Annotated in this window: 17 protein-coding genes and 1 tRNA gene; 6 read left to right on the forward strand and 12 right to left on the reverse strand. The window is 65.7% G+C overall.

Annotated elements, in window-relative coordinates; all coding sequences use genetic code 11:
• Nucleotides 1–92: 92 nt before the first annotated feature.
• Nucleotides 93–1697, reverse strand: a complete 1605-nt coding sequence (fadD5, locus tag H1R19_RS15145) for a fatty-acid--CoA ligase FadD5 (RefSeq protein ID WP_219849453.1) — start codon at nucleotides 1695–1697, stop codon at nucleotides 93–95.
• Between the two features lie 81 nt (nucleotides 1698–1778).
• On the reverse strand, nucleotides 1779–2585 hold the full coding sequence (locus H1R19_RS15150; RefSeq protein ID WP_219849454.1) for an enoyl-CoA hydratase-related protein: 807 nt from the start codon (nucleotides 2583–2585) through the stop codon (nucleotides 1779–1781).
• Nucleotides 2586–2784: 199 nt separating this feature from the next.
• Here H1R19_RS15150 and H1R19_RS15155 point away from each other — a divergent pair, with 199 nt between their 5' ends.
• The gene (locus tag H1R19_RS15155; protein ID WP_219849455.1) at nucleotides 2785–3990 is read left to right on the forward strand and encodes a TetR/AcrR family transcriptional regulator; all 1206 of its coding nucleotides are present in this window, start codon (nucleotides 2785–2787) and stop codon (nucleotides 3988–3990) included.
• Nucleotides 3991–4040: 50 nt separating this feature from the next.
• Here the strand turns inward: H1R19_RS15155 and H1R19_RS15160 are convergent, their stop codons facing one another.
• From H1R19_RS15160 to H1R19_RS15180, 5 genes are all read right to left on the reverse strand, one after another.
• Nucleotides 4041–4910, reverse strand: coding sequence for a hypothetical protein (locus tag H1R19_RS15160; RefSeq protein WP_219849456.1), 870 nt, complete (start codon nucleotides 4908–4910; stop codon nucleotides 4041–4043).
• Nucleotides 4911–4973: 63 nt separating this feature from the next.
• Nucleotides 4974–5399: a pyridoxamine 5'-phosphate oxidase family protein gene (locus H1R19_RS15165; RefSeq protein ID WP_219849457.1), complete on the reverse strand. Its 426-nt coding sequence runs from the start codon at nucleotides 5397–5399 to the stop codon at nucleotides 4974–4976.
• A 52-nt stretch (nucleotides 5400–5451) separates the two neighbouring features.
• The gene (locus H1R19_RS15170; protein ID WP_219849458.1) at nucleotides 5452–6204 is read right to left on the reverse strand and encodes an isocitrate lyase/PEP mutase family protein; all 753 of its coding nucleotides are present in this window, start codon (nucleotides 6202–6204) and stop codon (nucleotides 5452–5454) included.
• An 89-nt stretch (nucleotides 6205–6293) separates the two neighbouring features.
• Entirely contained in the window at nucleotides 6294–6941 is a 648-nt protein-coding gene (locus tag H1R19_RS15175) for a dihydrofolate reductase family protein (RefSeq protein WP_219849459.1), read from the reverse strand.
• Nucleotides 6942–7017: 76 nt separating this feature from the next.
• Nucleotides 7018–7878: an SDR family oxidoreductase gene (locus H1R19_RS15180; protein WP_219849460.1), complete on the reverse strand. Its 861-nt coding sequence runs from the start codon at nucleotides 7876–7878 to the stop codon at nucleotides 7018–7020.
• A gap of 111 nt (nucleotides 7879–7989) precedes the next feature.
• Between H1R19_RS15180 and H1R19_RS15185 the strand changes: the two genes are divergently transcribed.
• Nucleotides 7990–8382, forward strand: a complete 393-nt coding sequence (locus H1R19_RS15185; protein WP_219849461.1) for a winged helix-turn-helix transcriptional regulator — start codon at nucleotides 7990–7992, stop codon at nucleotides 8380–8382.
• Between the two features lie 123 nt (nucleotides 8383–8505).
• Nucleotides 8506–8712 (forward strand): hypothetical protein, encoded by a 207-nt coding sequence (locus tag H1R19_RS15190; protein ID WP_219849462.1) that lies wholly within the window; start codon nucleotides 8506–8508, stop codon nucleotides 8710–8712.
• Between the two features lie 336 nt (nucleotides 8713–9048).
• On the opposite strand, the gene H1R19_RS23370 is transcribed toward H1R19_RS15190, so the two are convergent.
• A complete protein-coding gene (locus H1R19_RS23370; RefSeq protein WP_219851707.1) occupies nucleotides 9049–9270 on the reverse strand; it encodes a helix-turn-helix domain-containing protein in 222 nt (73 codons plus the stop codon).
• A gap of 331 nt (nucleotides 9271–9601) precedes the next feature.
• On the opposite strand from H1R19_RS23370, the gene H1R19_RS15200 reads away from it, so the two are divergent.
• From H1R19_RS15200 to H1R19_RS15210, 3 genes are all read left to right on the forward strand, one after another.
• The gene (locus H1R19_RS15200) at nucleotides 9602–9907 is read left to right on the forward strand and encodes a PadR family transcriptional regulator (RefSeq protein WP_219849463.1); all 306 of its coding nucleotides are present in this window, start codon (nucleotides 9602–9604) and stop codon (nucleotides 9905–9907) included.
• Nucleotides 9904–10335: a hypothetical protein gene (locus H1R19_RS15205; protein ID WP_188327726.1), complete on the forward strand. Its 432-nt coding sequence runs from the start codon at nucleotides 9904–9906 to the stop codon at nucleotides 10333–10335. Before H1R19_RS15200 ends, H1R19_RS15205 begins: the two co-directional genes overlap by 4 nt.
• Nucleotides 10336–10658: 323 nt before the next feature.
• The gene (locus tag H1R19_RS15210; protein WP_219849464.1) at nucleotides 10659–11249 is read left to right on the forward strand and encodes a hypothetical protein; all 591 of its coding nucleotides are present in this window, start codon (nucleotides 10659–10661) and stop codon (nucleotides 11247–11249) included.
• A gap of 119 nt (nucleotides 11250–11368) precedes the next feature.
• Here H1R19_RS15210 and H1R19_RS15215 read toward each other — a convergent pair.
• From H1R19_RS15215 to H1R19_RS15230, 4 genes are all read right to left on the reverse strand, one after another.
• Nucleotides 11369–11441, reverse strand: a tRNA-Asn gene (locus H1R19_RS15215).
• 155 nt (nucleotides 11442–11596) lie between these two features.
• Nucleotides 11597–13195: a regulator gene (locus H1R19_RS15220; protein ID WP_219849465.1), complete on the reverse strand. Its 1599-nt coding sequence runs from the start codon at nucleotides 13193–13195 to the stop codon at nucleotides 11597–11599.
• An 89-nt stretch (nucleotides 13196–13284) separates the two neighbouring features.
• Entirely contained in the window at nucleotides 13285–13998 is a 714-nt protein-coding gene (locus tag H1R19_RS15225; protein WP_219849466.1) for a cysteine hydrolase family protein, read from the reverse strand.
• Between the two features lie 30 nt (nucleotides 13999–14028).
• Nucleotides 14029–15456 (reverse strand): allophanate hydrolase, encoded by a 1428-nt coding sequence (locus tag H1R19_RS15230; protein ID WP_219849467.1) that lies wholly within the window; start codon nucleotides 15454–15456, stop codon nucleotides 14029–14031.
• Between the last annotated feature and the right edge of the window lie 6 nt (nucleotides 15457–15462).

Raw genomic sequence — 15462 nt, forward strand, 5'->3', positions numbered from 1 at the left:
CGCGACTGACCAGCACAAAACACGACGACCCGGACGCGGGTGTCCATGCCCAGGTCGAACGTGTTCTGCCCCGAGGCGCTCGGCACCTGGCCTCAGTTGGCCAGGCCGGCGTCCTTGCTGCCGTAGCTCTTCCGCAGCGTCGGCTTGACGACCTTGCCGCCGGCGTTGCGGGGCAACTCCTCGACGATGACGATGTCCTTCGGATGCTTGAAACGCGCGAGATTCTCGTTCAGGTAGGGCTCGAGATCGGCGAGGGTCAGATCCTCGACGCCCTCGGCGAGCACGACGACCGCCACCGGGACCTCGCCCCACTTCTCGTGTGCCCGACCGATGATCGCGGCCTCGGTGATGCTCGGATGCCCGAAGAGGACGTTCTCGACCTCGGCGCAGTAGATGTTCTCGCCACCGGAGATGATCATGTCCTTGGCGCGGTCGACGACGTAGAGAAATCCCTCCTCATCCTGTCGCACGAGGTCACCGGAGTGGAACCAGCCGCCGGCGAACGCATCGGCGGTGCCCTGCTCGTTCTGCCAGTAGCCCTTCATCATGTTCGGACCGCGGTAGACGATTTCGCCGATCTCACCCTGCGCGACGTCGTTGCCTTCCGGGTCGATGATGCGGGCGGTCACCGCGGGCACCACCTTGCCGATGGACCCAATCTTGCTCAGCGCATCCTTGCCCTCGAGCACGCAGGTGATGGGCGACATCTCCGTCTGGCCGAAGACCGCGACGTTCAGCGCATCGGGGAAGGTCTCGTTCATCGCGCGCAGGACGGTGTCAGACGCCGGGGCCGCACCCCAGCTGATGACACGCAGCTTGAGGTCGCGCGGCTTGGCCTGCTGTGCCGCGCAGACGGCCTGCCACTGGGCGGGCACCAGGAAGATCGAGGTGGTGCCCTCCTTCTCGATGGTGTCGAGCATGTCGTTGGGGTCGAACGCACCGAGGGGGTGGATCACCGAGAGCGCGCCCATGTAGAACAGCGGCGCCATCGCGCCGAGTCCGGCGATGTGGAACATCGGTGCGACACATGAGCCGATGTCGTCGGACCGGGTCTGCAGCGCCTGCAGGCAGGTGACGGCCTGCGCCTGCATGTTGGCGTGGGTCAGCATGGCGCCCTTGGGTTTTCCGGTGGTACCCGAGGTGTACATGATGAGTGCGACGGTCTCTTCGGGGACGTCGATCTCCTCGAGATCCGAGGAATCCTCGGCGACCAGCGCCTCGAAGTCGAGGTGGGTCTCCTTGTCCGATCCGCCGACAACGATGATGTGGTCGATCGCATTGGTCGACGCGGCCACCGCGTCGGCCAGGGGTGCCAGCAACGTCTCGGTGACGATGACCTTGGACCCGCTGTCGTTGACGAGGAACGCGATCTCCGCGGGACTCATGCGGATGTTGACCGGTACCGGGATCGCGCCGATCAGGTTGGCGCCCAGAACCGCTTCGACGTACTCCGAGCGGTTGAGCAGCACGACGAGGACACGGTCACCGAATCCGACCCCGCGGCGGCTCAGTGCCGCGGCGAAGGCGCGGCTGCGCTCGTCGAGCTCCTTCCAGGTGGTGACCTTGCCCAGGAACTTCAGCGCGGGTGAGTCCGGGGTCATGAAGGCGTGGCGTCGGATCTGGTTGTTCCAGTGATTGCGGCGCGAGCGCAGGGGCTCGGTGGCCAGGTCGCTGACGGTGTCGACGGTCGCGGTCATACGATCGGTCTCCTCGTTGTCTTTCGTGGTGATGATGGTGTCGAAAACGGTTGCGGCGCGCCGATTGTGCTCAGCCAGGGCTCACTTGGAGGTGCCGGCGAAGGCGGTGATCGCCGCCTGGAACTCCGGGGATTGCAGCAGTTCGGTCTGACCGTCGAGTTCACGTTCGATCGCGGCGTCGAATCCGGCCATGGTGTGGGCGTCGAGCGCAGACTTGGTGAGGCGCAGCGCCGCGCGGCTCTTGCCCGCGATCTTGAGCGCGACCTTCTCGACGGCCTCATCGAGAGCTTCACGATCGTCGTAGACGCCGTTGACGAGTCCGGCGTCGAGGGCCTCACCGGCACGCAGTTTCTCGCCGAGCAGTGCCAATTCGTTGGCGCGCACGCGGCCGACCGCGGTGGCGAACGACATCGACGCCGCCCCGTCGGGCATGAGCCCGATGTTGATGAACGCGAGGAGGAAATACGATCGCGCCGTCGCGTAGATGAGGTCGGCACCGAGGGCCAGCGACGCTCCGATCCCGGCGGCCGCGCCGTCGACCGATGCGATGACCGGGACCGGGACGCAACGCACGGCGCGCACGAGTTCGGAACCGGCGGAGATGATCTGGCGGGCCTGGCCTGCGGTGAATCCGGACGCGCCGTCGGCGGTGGACTGGTCGGCGAATCCCAGGACGTCGGCACCGGCGCTGAAGCTGCCGCCCGCGCCGTCGATGACGACCACCCGGATGTCATCGCGGGCCGACCACTCGGCCATGGCCTCCCTGATCGCGAGGTTGGCGCCGGTGTCGAGGGCGTTCATCCGCTCGGGCCGGGAAATGGTCAGCCGAGCAACGCCCCGGTCGTCCACCTCCGTCACGACTCCACCGTCTGTGATCTCGTCGCTCACAACTCTCCCCACTTGTCACCGGATCGCCAGACACAGCCGATTGCATCTGTGTCATCGCTTAGACTACTACCACAATGCGACGTAGATCACGCGAATTCTCATTAACTTATGGTCCGCAGACATCCGCATGTGCTGGGGTTTTCGGTACCGACATGGAATTCCTCCTGGTGAACGACGTCTCCGGCTACGCTTGGTCGCCATGACCGCGCACCCCCAGACGTCGCCGCCCGACGGGTCGGGCACGCGGCGTCGCCGTCCCGCCGATCGGCGCCGGCTCATCGTCGACGCCGCGGCCAAGGCCTTCAGCGACGGCGGCTATCACGCGGTCCGTCTCGACGACATCGCCAACGCGGTCGGCATCTCCGCACCGGCCCTGTATCGCCACTTCCCCAACAAGTACGCGTTGTTCGCCGAGACCACGGCCCAACTGGCAACGGACCTGCGCACCACCCTCGACACGGTCGACACCGAGGGTCCGGGTGAACTTCGCTCGCTGATCGAGGCGATCACGACCACGTCGTTCGAGAACCGCCGCAAAGGCGGTCTCTACCGCTGGGAGTCGCGGTACCTCGAGGCCGCGGACTCCGCCATCGTGCGCGACGTCGTGGTCCATCAGCACCGCCGCGTGCGCGCCGCGGCCCGTCGACTCCGGCCATCGTTGTCCGACGCCGACGCGAATCTGATCACCGCGGCGATGACGAGCGTCGCGGCCAGTCCGACGACCCATCGCGCCGCACTGCCGTTGCGCGAGGTCGCCGTGCTGATCCCCGACGCCGCCCTCGGCCTGCTCGACGCCGAGCTCCCCGGACCGGCCGCACCCGGCGAGCCCGCGGTGGCCGGTCTGGCGCCCGCCGCCAAACGCGAGGTGATCCTGACCGAGGCGATCAATTTGTTTGCCGCGCGGGGTTTCCGGGACGTCACCATCGAGGACATCGCCCACGCCGCCGACCTCCCGGCGTCCGGGGTGTACCGGCACTTCCCGAGCAAGGTGGCGATTCTCGAGGCGTCGTTCTGGCGGGCCACCGATCGGGTGACCTCCACGATCTCCGACGCCCTTGCCGCGTCGACGACCCCGCACCAGGCGATTGTCACCATGGTCGACCGTTACGTCCGGTTGGCTTGCAGCACAACCGAACTGATCAGCATCTACGAAACCGAGATCGGCCACGCCAGCCCCGAGGCGCGTGCGGCGTTGCACAACCAGCAGCGCATCACCGTCGACGAGTTCGCCACCTGGGTCAGTCGCGAACGGCAAGGGCTCACGATCCCGCAGACCCGGTTCCTGGTCCACGCGGCGCTCAACGTGGTCACCGACCTCTCGCGTCAGTCGCCGCAACCCTCCCCGGAGCGCATCGAGACACTGTCGACCCGAATCCTGTTGGGCACCAACTCCGTCGCCGATTGATCGCCCGGGTGGTGGTTGGGCCGCGTCGAAGCGACCCGTCCACCCACGCGCTACAGCACCGCGAAGTCCTCCATCAACCAGCGTCCATCTTGTTGCACGAGAGTCACTTTCACTCTCGACTGGTACGGAAATCCCTCGGGGAACTGCTGTGCGGTCTGCGGTGATTTCAGGGTCTGGTCGAGCGTCACCAGGACAACGGCCTTGCCGTCTCCGGACGACATGACCCCGGCGTTGTCGGCTTTGGCGGTGGAGACCGCCTCGGCTTCGGTGGAGCCGCGTCGAGCGTCTTGCGAGGACTCGATGTAGGTCTGCGTGAACGCAGGTGTCGAGATCTCACGGATGCGCCGATCGAGGTCGGAGTAGTCGGCGGAGTTGTAGGTGGAGATCTCCGATGCGTAGCGGCGGGCCGTGTCGAGGATCGTCGTCGTGTCGGCGGTGCCGGCCGACGCGGCGTCGGCGCGGCGCTCGGCATCGACGTACAGCACCGCCAGGACTGCCGTCGACGCGACGAGCACGACGACCGACGCCACCATCACCGCCACGGCCCACGAGCGGCTGCCGATCTTCGACGCCCAGCGCGTCCATCGTGCACCGCCACCACCGCCGCCGGCGACCAGTTTCCGGGGGGTGCGGTCTTCGTCCACGGCCCCCGCGGTGTCTTGAGTCCTGCCTTGCGTCTCGCCCTCGGCTCCGCGTCGGGATCTCGCGGCTTTGCGCGCGGCCTTCGCGGCCTTCTCATCGGCCTCGGCGCGGTACTTTTCCCGGTTGGTGCGATTCGCCTGCAGGAACTGGTCGCCGTCGAGTGGCGTCACACCCGCTTCCTCCGACGACGGCTCGACGACCGGTTGCTCGTCGGCCTCGACGCCCGAGTCCACATCGGCGGTATCGGGGGCTTCGGAGGTGGGGTGCGACTTCGGCATGGGTTCAATGTAGCGAGACGCTGCCGAGAGCTACGTCTCCCTGTCCAATCGGCGGGGCTCGCGTCACAGACTCCCGAGGTTCAGCGACACCCACTGCTTGGGCTCGAGGTACAGCTTGGTCTGCGGTCCGTGGTCCCGCTCGGCCATCTCGAGGTACGGGTCCACCGCTTGCGGCGGAAGGTAGCGAGACGCCATTTCTTGCAGGTCACCACGGGTACCGGCCACCATGTCCACGGCGTCGCCGGAGACCGACACATACATCAGCCGCGGCGACACCTCGTCGACCATGAGCGTGAACCGGCCGGCCGCCCGGATCAGCTGCAATTTGCGCGACTCGGTGCCGGTGAGCAGCCACGGGCGGCCGCCGGGTTCGTAGTGGTACCAGATCGGCACCGTCAGCGGTGCGCGGCCGGGCTCGGCCTCCACCGACAGCGCGGCGACGTGCGGCTCGGCCAGAAACGCTTCTCGTTCGGTTGTGGTGAGTGCCATGTTCCGACGGTAAACCGCATCACCGACACGCACGCCGCGATTTCGCGCGGACCTACTTCCAGGGCGCGAGAACTTCCGCGGCACGCTCGGCCAGCACCATCTGGAAAAGCGGTCCGAAGCTGACCCGACCCACCCCGAGTGCGGCCAAAGCGGCCTTGGTGTGGTTCACGGGGTGCCCGATCGCATTGATCGGCAACGGCAGTTCGTCGACGAGTCGCTTGTAGGTGGCGTCGTCGTGGAAGCCCACGGGGTACAGCACGTCGGCACCGGCGTCGGCGCACAGCGTCAGGCGCGCGATGGCTCGGTCGACGCGGTCGGACTCATCCCCCACCTGCTTGAGGAAAAGGTCGGTGCGGGCGTTGATCACCATGTGGACGTCGGTGGCATCCGACGCCGCGCGCAGCGCCCCGACGAAGTCGGCATGTTCCTGTGCCTCGCGGAGGCGTCCGCCCTCGCTGTGGACGGTGTCTTCGATGTTGAGGCCGACGGCCCCGGCGTCGAGCAGGCCGTCGATGAGGGTTTTCGGGTCCTCGCCGTAACCGGCTTCGATGTCGACGGAGATGGGGACGTCGACGGCGTCGGTGATCTGCTTGATCCGGGTGGTGAGCTCGGTGAAGGTGAGACCTTCGTTGTCGGGCTTGCCGATCGAGTCCGAGACCGGGTGGCTGCCCACGGTGAGCGCGGTGAAGCCCGCCGATACGGCCAGGCTCGCCGACCACGCGTCCCAGACCGTCGGCAGGATCACCGGGTTCCCGGGCTGGTGGAGTTCGAGCAGAGCGGTGGCCTTGCCGGCGAGTGCAGTCATGGTCTCTACAACTACGCCTGCCGGTTCCCGCATTCCGCGTGTTCGTCGAACGCGCTCGCCGACAGGTGCATTCATCGTCGGTGAGTCACCTATTTGCGCCAGAACAGATGGTGGGTGACACCGCTGGGGCTCGGGATCTTCTCGATGTGGAAACGGTCTGCCAGGTCGTCGGACGACTCCCACAGCCGCAGGCCACTTCCGATCGTGATGGGCGCGACGGCCACGTGCATCGTGTCGATGAGGTCGGCGTCGAGGAACTCGCGCACGGTGCTGACACCACCACCGATCCGCACATCCTTGCCACCGGCGGCCGCCTTGGCCTGTTCGGCAGCCTCGGCCGGAGTGGCGTCGATGAAGTGAAATGTGGTGTCACTCAGGGTGAACGACGGACGGAGGTGGTGGGTCAGGACAAAGACAGGTGAGTGGAAGGGCGGCTCATCGCCCCACCACCCCTGCCATTCGTGGTCGGTCCACGGCCCGCGCTGGTGCCCGAACTTGTTGCGGCCCATGATCTCGGCACCGATGTTGTGGGTGAAGTCGCGGGTGAAGTAGTCGTCGAGCCCGCGACTACCTCCGGGGTCGGTCCGGTTGGGCCAGCTGGCCGTGGCACCGGCCCAGGACATCAGGTCCCAGGGTTCGACGCCATCTCCGAAGGGACGCTCGAAGCTCTGGTTCTCACCCGCGCCGACCCCGTCCTGGGAGACCGAGAAATTCTGCACCCTGAGTAGCTGCGCCATGACCATCCACTTCCGTCGTCGTCAGGTTGAAACAATCTGATCAGTACGGACCACCGGCCGCAGCAAAACTCATCGTTCAGGCGATCGCGTCCCGGATCACCTCGGCTACCGGCGTCGACGCACGGCCGATCAGTGCCTGGAGGTCACCCGAATCCGTGTCGAGTTCACCACGGGCTATCCCGGCATCGGATCCCGCCAGCATCACTGCGAACTGTTCGGGGATGCCGGCGCCGGCCAGGATCGCTGCATACTCGGCTTCGGGCAGGTCCTGGTATTCGACGGTCGTGCCGGACACCTCGCTGATCACTCGCGCGAACTCTGTGTAGGTCAGACGTTCGTCGCCGCCGAGTTCGTAGATCTTGCCGCCTTGGTCGGTCTCGGAGGTCAGTACGGCCGCCGCAGCCGCGGCGTAGTCGCCGCGGGCGGCCCCGGCGACACGTCCGTCGCCCGCCGCACCGAACAGCGTGCCGGTCGCGATCGCCTGCGGGATCGCCGCGGCGAAGTTCTCCCAGTACCACCCGTTGCGCAGCATCACCGCCGGGATCGACGACTCGTTCAGTCGCGCTTCGGTGGCGACGTGTTCGGGAGCCATGCCCAAGCCGCTGGTGTCTGCGTTGAGGAGGCTCGTGTAGGCGATGAGTGCGACGCCGTTCGCCTCGGCCGCCTCGATGACGTTCGTGTGCTGCGGGAGCCTCTGTCCGACGTCGGAACCCGAGATCAACAGCAGTTTGTCGACGCCGCTCAGCGCACTCCTCAGCGCGACCGGATCCCCGTACTCTGCCACCCGGACCGAAATGCCCTGCGCCGCAAGTTCGGCCGCCTTGGCCTCGTCGCGCACCACCGCCACGATGTCACTCGCGTCGACGCCTCGCGAGAGGAGCTCGCTGATCGCAAGCCTGCCGAGGTGCCCCGTCGCACCTGTCACTGCTGTCGTCATCGGTCAACCTTTCCCATTCGTCTGTCGCTGGCGCCACCAGTATGCACTAACTAATCGTAAGTGCCACATTCGCGGTTAGCGCCGCACGATCAGTTCGGTTACCGTGGGTGAGTGACCGAGATCAGTGACGAGTCCCTCGAATCGGACGTCTTCGCACGCGACTGCTCATCGCGTGAGGCACTGCAGACGATCACCGGACGGTGGGGCCTTCTCGTTCTGCTCGCCCTGGGCGAGAGCGCCTATCGGTTCAGCGCCCTACGTCGACGAGTGGATGGTGTCAGCGAGCGCATGCTCTCGCAGACGCTGCGGAACCTCGAACGCGACGGGATGATCGTGCGCACGGTCCTCGAGGCGATCCCGCCGAAGGTCGAGTACACCCTCACCCCGCTCGGCAGGCAGGTCGCCGATCAGCTGCACGGACTGATCGATCTGGTCCAGGGCAGCATGCCGACGATCAGAGAAGCGCAGGCGCAGTACGACGAACGTCAGGGCGCCCCGAGCTGATCGGATGGGCCGTCGGGTGCGGCAGTCGCGCGAACGGCGCCTTCGGCACGTGGGCATATCTGGCGGCGTCTGGGGTATGACTACATCTGTCAGCGTTTGACCACCAAAGGAGCGTGATCGGTCATGTCACAGGAGTCCGAACTTCCCCTCGAGGCCAACGAGGCCGACGCGATCGAACAGTCGCAACCGGTCGACCCCGAGTCGACTCCCGAGCAGACCAGCGACGCGCCACTCGAAGCAGACGACGCCGACGTCGCCGAGCAGGCGGACCCGGTCAACGACGAGGCCGACGCATACCCGCACGATGCGGACAGTGGAGATTCGGCCTGACGCAGAGGGGTACCGGCGCTGCTTGCTTCAGCGAGCTCGGGGCGTCGAGTCGCGAACACGAAGAAGCCCGCCACCTGTCCACACAGGTGGCGGGCTGTTCTGTTCCCCCAACTGGACTCGAACCAGACGGGTATCTGATCAATCCATAGAAATACCTGGTCAGATCGACGGCCAGGAGCAGTGAGGGCGGTGAACGGATACCCTGTTCCCGGATGCCTTGGCGGTATCTCTGTGGCGGGGCCTTCGGCAAGTGCGGGGCCCCGCGTAGACCAACGACAACGCCCCGCACCGAAGAGTGCGGGGCGTTGCTGGCTCCTCCCGGTCGGAGCTCGCAGGTCAGGGCGTTGGCGTCTGAGCCGCGTAGCGGTAGATCGTCTGCCGGGAGACGCCGTGTTCGCGGGCCAGGGCCGCGACGGAGTCGCCGGCGGCGACCCGACTCGCGACCTCGGCGGCCTGGGAGCTGTCCAGCTTCGGCTTGCCGCCCTTGTAGATGCCCCGTTGCTTGGCCAGGGCGATGCCCTCACGCTGACTTTCGCGGATGAGCTCGCATTCGATTATGTGGACAAGATCTGGAAGTCAAGATGAATGACCACCCCTTTGTTGCCCAGTTGCTACGCGATTGGTCGCGAACGATGCGCTGACCCGTTGAGACCAAGGTCGAACTTGAAGCAGTGCTCCGATGAGATACCGAAAGAAGATTCTCGGCCATGGAACAGGGCAATCCTGCCCCTCAAGGTAATCCGTGCTCGATGGCTTCGTCCATCGACTCTTCCGAGCCTGGGACTCGTAAGCGTGCCCAGCAATGAATCACTAAGTTGTGACACTGACTAGCATGTGTCACAATCTAGTTGTGAGTCAAGGAAATTGGCCTTCAGGGTGGCTGCGTGGCGTGATCGAACTCGCGGTATTAGCCATCGCCGCCGAGGGCGAAACTTACGGATATGTTCTCGGCGCCCGCTTAGCCGAGGCCGGACTCGGCACGATCAAGGGCGGCACCCTCTACCCAATCCTCAATCGCCTTGAAGATAGCGGTGCCCTTACCGCCGAGTGGCGTCAAGGAGATGGCGGTCCCGGTCGGAAGTTCTACCGGATGACCGACGAAGGGCTTGCCCGCCTCTCATTAGAGCGCCAACAGTGGCTGTCTTTCAGCGGCCGAGTCACGTCAATCATCAACCCCGAAGGACACACCAAATGACGCACGAACCAGTTGAAAAATACACTGCCGAACTCGTCAAGGAGCTGAGAGAGAACGGGGTTGCAGGCAAGGTCATCGGCGATGCGGTAGCTCAAGTTGAAAGCCATGTCGCCGAAGGCGGGGATGAACCGGCAGATGTCTTCGGAACACCAAGAGAGTTCGCGAAACAGCTCGCGCGCGGCCACAAGAAATCAGTCGGCTGGCCACTCTACGTCGCCAGCGTAATACTCACAGTCGGCGGAGGAATATTTCTGCTGAGAGGGATCTTCGGAGCGATCCAGGACAGACAGCTCCTGTGGGGGATCCCGCCCGCCGTAGGGATCATCGTCGGCACGCTCTCGATTCTGGCCTGGATCACCCTAATGATCATCGCAGCAGATCCGATCAAAGATCCCCGCCGTCGCAAAAACGTCAGCTACCCGAGCTGATAGATAGATCGAGGTGTCCGCAGATCGGACGTTCAACGGCGTGCGCAGTCGACTGCAGGATACGGCAAACACACTTGGTACTGCCTCGCAGGCAGTCAGTCGGGGCGTCCGCACCGTGCGCATTGGGCGTCTCTCGGTCACGTCGTCCCCGGCGTTCGGTACGAAGTTGGCGTGCATGCTGATGTCGATGCCGGTAAGGGTGCCGTCGGGGCGCTTCTTGGTCACTAGCTGCAGAGGGACTGGCGCATGATCCACAGCAGAGGGATGCAATGACTACACCGGAGGGTTTCCTCACCGAGGAGCACCGCCAACGTTGGGCACAGGTGACTTACGCGATCAGAGCGTGCGACCTGGCGCTGTCAGCCGCCGTCGACCCGATGCCAGGGAGCCGACCGGACTTCGCTGACAAGCTCTATAAGTGGGAGAAAGTGTCGGCCTGGTTGCGCAGTTACTTGACCGCGGGCATCGAGCACATGATGCTGTGGTCAGACCTTGTCGCCCCGTACGAGTTCGATGGCTCGCACGTGAACCGAGTCCGTTTCAGGCCCTACCTTCTGATGGGCCGGGCCGGGATCGAGTCCGGCGCCCATGCAGTCTGGTTGCTCGCTGACGTCGACGATCCACGCGACTGCGTCCGTCGACATCTGCGACTGATGTATAAGGACTTCGAATACCAGCTCAAGGCGCACGAGGCAGGCGGACTCGGGACCGACGGCGTGCGTGCACGTATGCAGACCACCGTGGACCGGGCGACCGAGTTGGGAGTCGGAGAATCACCTAAGAACAAGCCGCCAGGCTACGAGAAGCTCGTTCGCGAGGCCGCCAAGACCGTCAGCGGCGACCCTGACCGGTGGAGCTTCCTATGGAACGCCGCCAGCGGGGCGGGACACGGCCAGAACTGGTACCGCAACTAGGCGCAACGTACGGCAATCACGGCGTCCACCGGTGCGCGTCCCACGGAGCAGTCCCACGGAGCAGTCCCACGAGACCCCAGATAGCAGAAAAACCCGCAGTCACCTGCGGGTTTTGTCTGCTCCCCCAACTGGACTCGAACCAGTAACCGTTCGATTAACAGTCGAATGCTCTGCCAATTGAGCTATGGGGGATTGCTCCGGTCCCGTCGACACCCTCGGGTGCGTCACCAGGACCGAGAACAGACTTTAGCGCACGGTGCCTCCACAGGACAAAACGCACGGTCAGCGCCACAAGGATGCGGCAGTTGAGTCCGGTATCCGGACCACAATGCCGCATCCTTACCCGCTCAGTGACCGGCCACCACCTCCGCCTCGTCGACCTCTACCGGTGTCCGCGCTCCCGGCAGGAACCAGTAGGCGAAGCACACCACAGCGAAGAACAGGTAGCCGAGCGCCACCTCGGGTGCGGCGGCCCAGGCCACCTCGGGTGCGTGGACCAGGCCGATGAACGACAGCGCTGCACCCACCAGCGCGGCGATCGCCGCGAAGTGGAACTTCTTCTCCAGGATGAACGTCACGATCGTGCCCAGGATCAGGCCGACGAGTACCGCACCCTCACCCAGCGTCTTGAGGCCCTCATAGATCACGCCCGCACCGTTGAGCGCGTCCATACCGACCTCGTCGGCGGTCGTGCCGGCTGCCGCCAGCGCGTTGTCGATGAGTCCACGTCCCCACTCGGCCAGGTTCGGCAGCAGCGCGGCGACCACCGCGACCGCGTGCAGGCGCGGCACCGCCTGGAATGCCTGCGCACCGATCAGCAGACCGATGAACAGCAGGATCGGCACGATTGCGGGAACCGGTAGCAGTGCGTTGAGCACACCGAACATGCCCAGGAAACACAGCAGCCCGATCGCGACGCCACTCGCCAGCGAGTAGCTCGCCCGTCCGCCTGCGTCCTTCCAGCCGGGATGCCCGATGTAGACAGCCGGCGGGAACGGCGAACCGAACGCGGCACCGACGCAGGCGCCGGCACCGTCGGCCAGCAGTACGCTGCGCAGGTTGTAGTTGTCCCCCGCCGCGGCGGCGCTCTCCACGTTGCTCATCGCCTCGGTGAAGTTGTAGACGCCCAGCGGGATCGCGGTCCCCAGCAATGGCGCCAGGTCGCCGAGCCCGTTGAACAACAGGTCGAAGCGTTGGTCGGGAATGCCGATGGCGACGTTCTCGACGGCCGAGGTCAGGTCGGGCACCGACATGAAACCGCCCGCCCAGCCGATCGCCGTGCCCACGAGCAGTGCAGCCAAGCCGACCGGGATGTTGCCGGGCAGCTTCACGTCGGTGAAGAACCCGATCAGGATGATTGCCAGAACCGGCAGACCGATCCAGGCGGCCTCCCACATCTGCGCGGCCGGACGCATCGAGATGAACGTGATCGAGATACCGGCCAGGGTGCCGAGCATCGCCGCGCGCGGCGTCAGCTTGCGCACATAGGGTCCCACGAACGCACCGATCATCACGATCACGCCGATCATGAACGCCCACGCCAAACCGGCCTGCCACGCCTGGATCGCGTCCTGGGTGTTCAGATACACCGGCAGCATCACGACGAACACCACGATGAACATGTGCGGCACGCTCGGCCCGTAGGGCAGGGCTGTCACATCGTCGCGTCCCTCACGCGCGGCGAGGCGTCGAGCCAGGAACGTGTAGTACAGATTGCCCAGGATCAGCGCGACGCCGAGCGCCGGCAGGACGGTCCCGAGGACGTTGTCGGAGCTGAGCCCCACAACGCCGATCATCAAGCCGGTCAACGTCAGAACGTTGACCAGGATGTTGAAACCCAGCCCGAAGAACGCGTTGGTGTCCCCCCGCGTCCACCAAGCGATCTTCGGTGACCTCGTGGGCACCGGCGGGTCTGCGGGTGGTGCTGGATCGGTGGTGGCGCTCATGAATTCCTCCGGGATCGTGGGATGGGTCGGGGGTGAGACGCCGGTGTCTCGGTGAAGTTGTGTTGTGCCTCAGGGACCGGGTCGGTGCGTCACGCGGTGCCGGCGACGGGCTCTGCCGTCGTGGTTGCCCGTTCGTCCAGCAACGAGATGAGGGCAGCGGCGGGGGCCGTCCACCCGAAGATGCCGCCCTGCGCCGCGATCATCTCCAGCCCGGCTCGCTGGAACTCCGGGAAATACGAACCGACACAATCGGATACGACGACGCATTCGAAGCCGCGATCGTTGGCCTCACGGGTGGTCGTGTGCACGCACACCTCGGTGGTCACGCCGGTGACGAGGAGCTGTGTGATTGCATTGTCGGCGAGCGCTTTCGACAGTTCGGTCGCATAGAACGCACCCTTGCCGGGTTTGTCGATGACAACCTCGGTGTCCAGAGGGGCGAGTTCGTCGATGATGTCGTGCCCGTACTCGCCACGGATGAGGATGCGGCCGAAGGCACCGGGGTCACCGATCCGCTTCGACGGCGCACCACGGTTGCGCTTGGCCGGCGGACAATCCGAGAGATCAGGGAGGTGACCTTCCCGCGTGTGGATGACGAGCATCCCGGCCGCACGTGCGGCGGCGAGGAGGTTCCCCAGCGGTTCGACGACGCGCTGCAGTTGCGCGACGTCGTTGCCGAGGGTTTCACCGAAACCCCCGGGCAGCAGAAAGTCTCGCTGCATGTCGATGATGATCAGGGCCGTGTGGTCCAGGTCGAGTTGGATCGGTCCGGGTAGTGCGTCGAGCGTGACGGGTTCGGACATCGCGAGCCTTCCGGGGTTCGGGACGGACTGTCAGAGGGGTCGGAACGGGATCGAGGCGGGACTGGAAGTCGCTGCGGTGGCGGGCACCCGGTCTCGCGGCTCGTCGAGCAGGGCAGCCGCCAGATGGAGGACGGTGTCGTCGGTGAGCGCCGCACCGAGCAGCATCGCGCTGTGCGGTCGTCCGTCGGAGGTGACACCCTGCGGAACGGCCACCCCGGTGAGGTCCAGCAGATTTCCGAAGTGCGTGTAGTGACCCAGCATCGTGTTGGTGAGGATGGGTTGCGTCAGGACCTCGTCGACGGTGAAGGTCCGGCCGATGGTGGGCACCACCAGGACATCCATCCGTGTCCACAGCCGGCCGACCTCGGCCCGAAGTTCCTGCAGTCGCTGGAGTGCGGCGAAAGCATCGACCGCCGTGTACCTTTCACCACCGCGCAGGATGTCACGAACCACCGGATGGATCTCCTCCGGTTTCTCGGCGAGGAAGTCACCGAATTCGACGAGGCGCTCGGCGACCCAGGGGCCTGAGTACAAGAGTTCGCCGGCGGCGAGGAACGGCGCGAGAGACACCTCGACGATCTCCACTCCGCTGGGTAAGACCAGGTGCGACAACCGGTTCCGGAACGCGAGGTGCGCCTCGCGCATGGCGTCGTCGCCGAAGAACTCGAGTTCGGTGATCGGCGGGAGGCCGATGGTGACGGTGCCGCCGCCGAAGCGGGGACCCCGGTCGCGCGACCATGCGTCGGCGTCGTCGCGGCCGATCATCACGTCCATGATCCGGTCCATGTCCTCGACGGTCGAGGTCATCGCGGTGACGCAGTCCAGGGATTTACAGGCGGGCACCAGGCCCACCGTGCTGATCAGTCCCCGTGACGGCTTGTAGCCGATGACCCCGTTGAGCGCGGCCGGAACCCGTCCCGATCCGGCCGTGTCGGTGGCCACCGCGAACGGTACGTCTCCGTGGGCCACCGCGAGCGCCGACCCCGAACTCGAACCGCCGGAGATCACGTCGTTGCCGTAGACGCTCCGCGGCATCGTGTAGGGCGTGCGCGTCCCGTTCAGGCCGGTGGCGAACTGATCGAGATTGGTCTTGCCGACGTAGTGCGCCCCGGCGTCGAGCAGTCGTTGCACCACCGGGGCGGTGGTCTCGGGCACGTAGGCGTAGCCCGGACACGACAGCGTGGTCGGGACACCTGCCACGTCGATGGAGTCCTTGACCCCGAAGGGCACGCCGTAGAGCGGCAGATCACGCGCGCCGGGTCGCCTCTCGAGGTCGGCGGCCGCGTCGATCAGTTCGTTCCGCGGGACCGTCGACAACCAGGTGCCGTCGTCACCTCGGGCGTCGATGGCGTCGAGCACCATGCGTGCGGTCCGGGTCGGCGAACCACTTCCGTGCAGGTGAGAGTCGAGGAGTTCGGCGACCGTGGGTCCCGTCGTCGGCCCGGCAGAGAATGTCATACCGTC

The organism is Gordonia jinghuaiqii (assembly GCF_014041935.1).
GTDB classification, from domain to species: domain Bacteria; phylum Actinomycetota; class Actinomycetes; order Mycobacteriales; family Mycobacteriaceae; genus Gordonia; species Gordonia jinghuaiqii.

Bases quoted from the DNA above. Each gene is read 5' to 3' on its own strand.
- fadD5 (WP_219849453.1), bottom strand. From the start codon at position 1,697: ATGACCGCGACCGTCGACACCGTCAGCGACCTGGCCACCGAGCCCCTG.
- H1R19_RS15155 (WP_219849455.1), top strand. From the start codon at position 2,785: ATGACCGCGCACCCCCAGACGTCGCCGCCCGACGGGTCGGGCACGCGG.
- H1R19_RS15160 (WP_219849456.1), bottom strand. From the start codon at position 4,910: ATGCCGAAGTCGCACCCCACCTCCGAAGCCCCCGATACCGCCGATGTG.
- H1R19_RS15165 (WP_219849457.1), bottom strand. From the start codon at position 5,399: ATGGCACTCACCACAACCGAACGAGAAGCGTTTCTGGCCGAGCCGCAC.
- H1R19_RS15170 (WP_219849458.1), bottom strand. From the start codon at position 6,204: ATGACTGCACTCGCCGGCAAGGCCACCGCTCTGCTCGAACTCCACCAG.
- H1R19_RS15175 (WP_219849459.1), bottom strand. From the start codon at position 6,941: ATGGCGCAGCTACTCAGGGTGCAGAATTTCTCGGTCTCCCAGGACGGG.
- H1R19_RS15180 (WP_219849460.1), bottom strand. From the start codon at position 7,878: ATGACGACAGCAGTGACAGGTGCGACGGGGCACCTCGGCAGGCTTGCG.
- H1R19_RS15190 (WP_219849462.1), top strand. From the start codon at position 8,506: ATGTCACAGGAGTCCGAACTTCCCCTCGAGGCCAACGAGGCCGACGCG.
- H1R19_RS15205 (WP_188327726.1), top strand. From the start codon at position 9,904: ATGACGCACGAACCAGTTGAAAAATACACTGCCGAACTCGTCAAGGAG.
- H1R19_RS15220 (WP_219849465.1), bottom strand. From the start codon at position 13,195: ATGAGCGCCACCACCGATCCAGCACCACCCGCAGACCCGCCGGTGCCC.
- H1R19_RS15225 (WP_219849466.1), bottom strand. From the start codon at position 13,998: ATGTCCGAACCCGTCACGCTCGACGCACTACCCGGACCGATCCAACTC.
- H1R19_RS15230 (WP_219849467.1), bottom strand. From the start codon at position 15,456: ATGACATTCTCTGCCGGGCCGACGACGGGACCCACGGTCGCCGAACTC.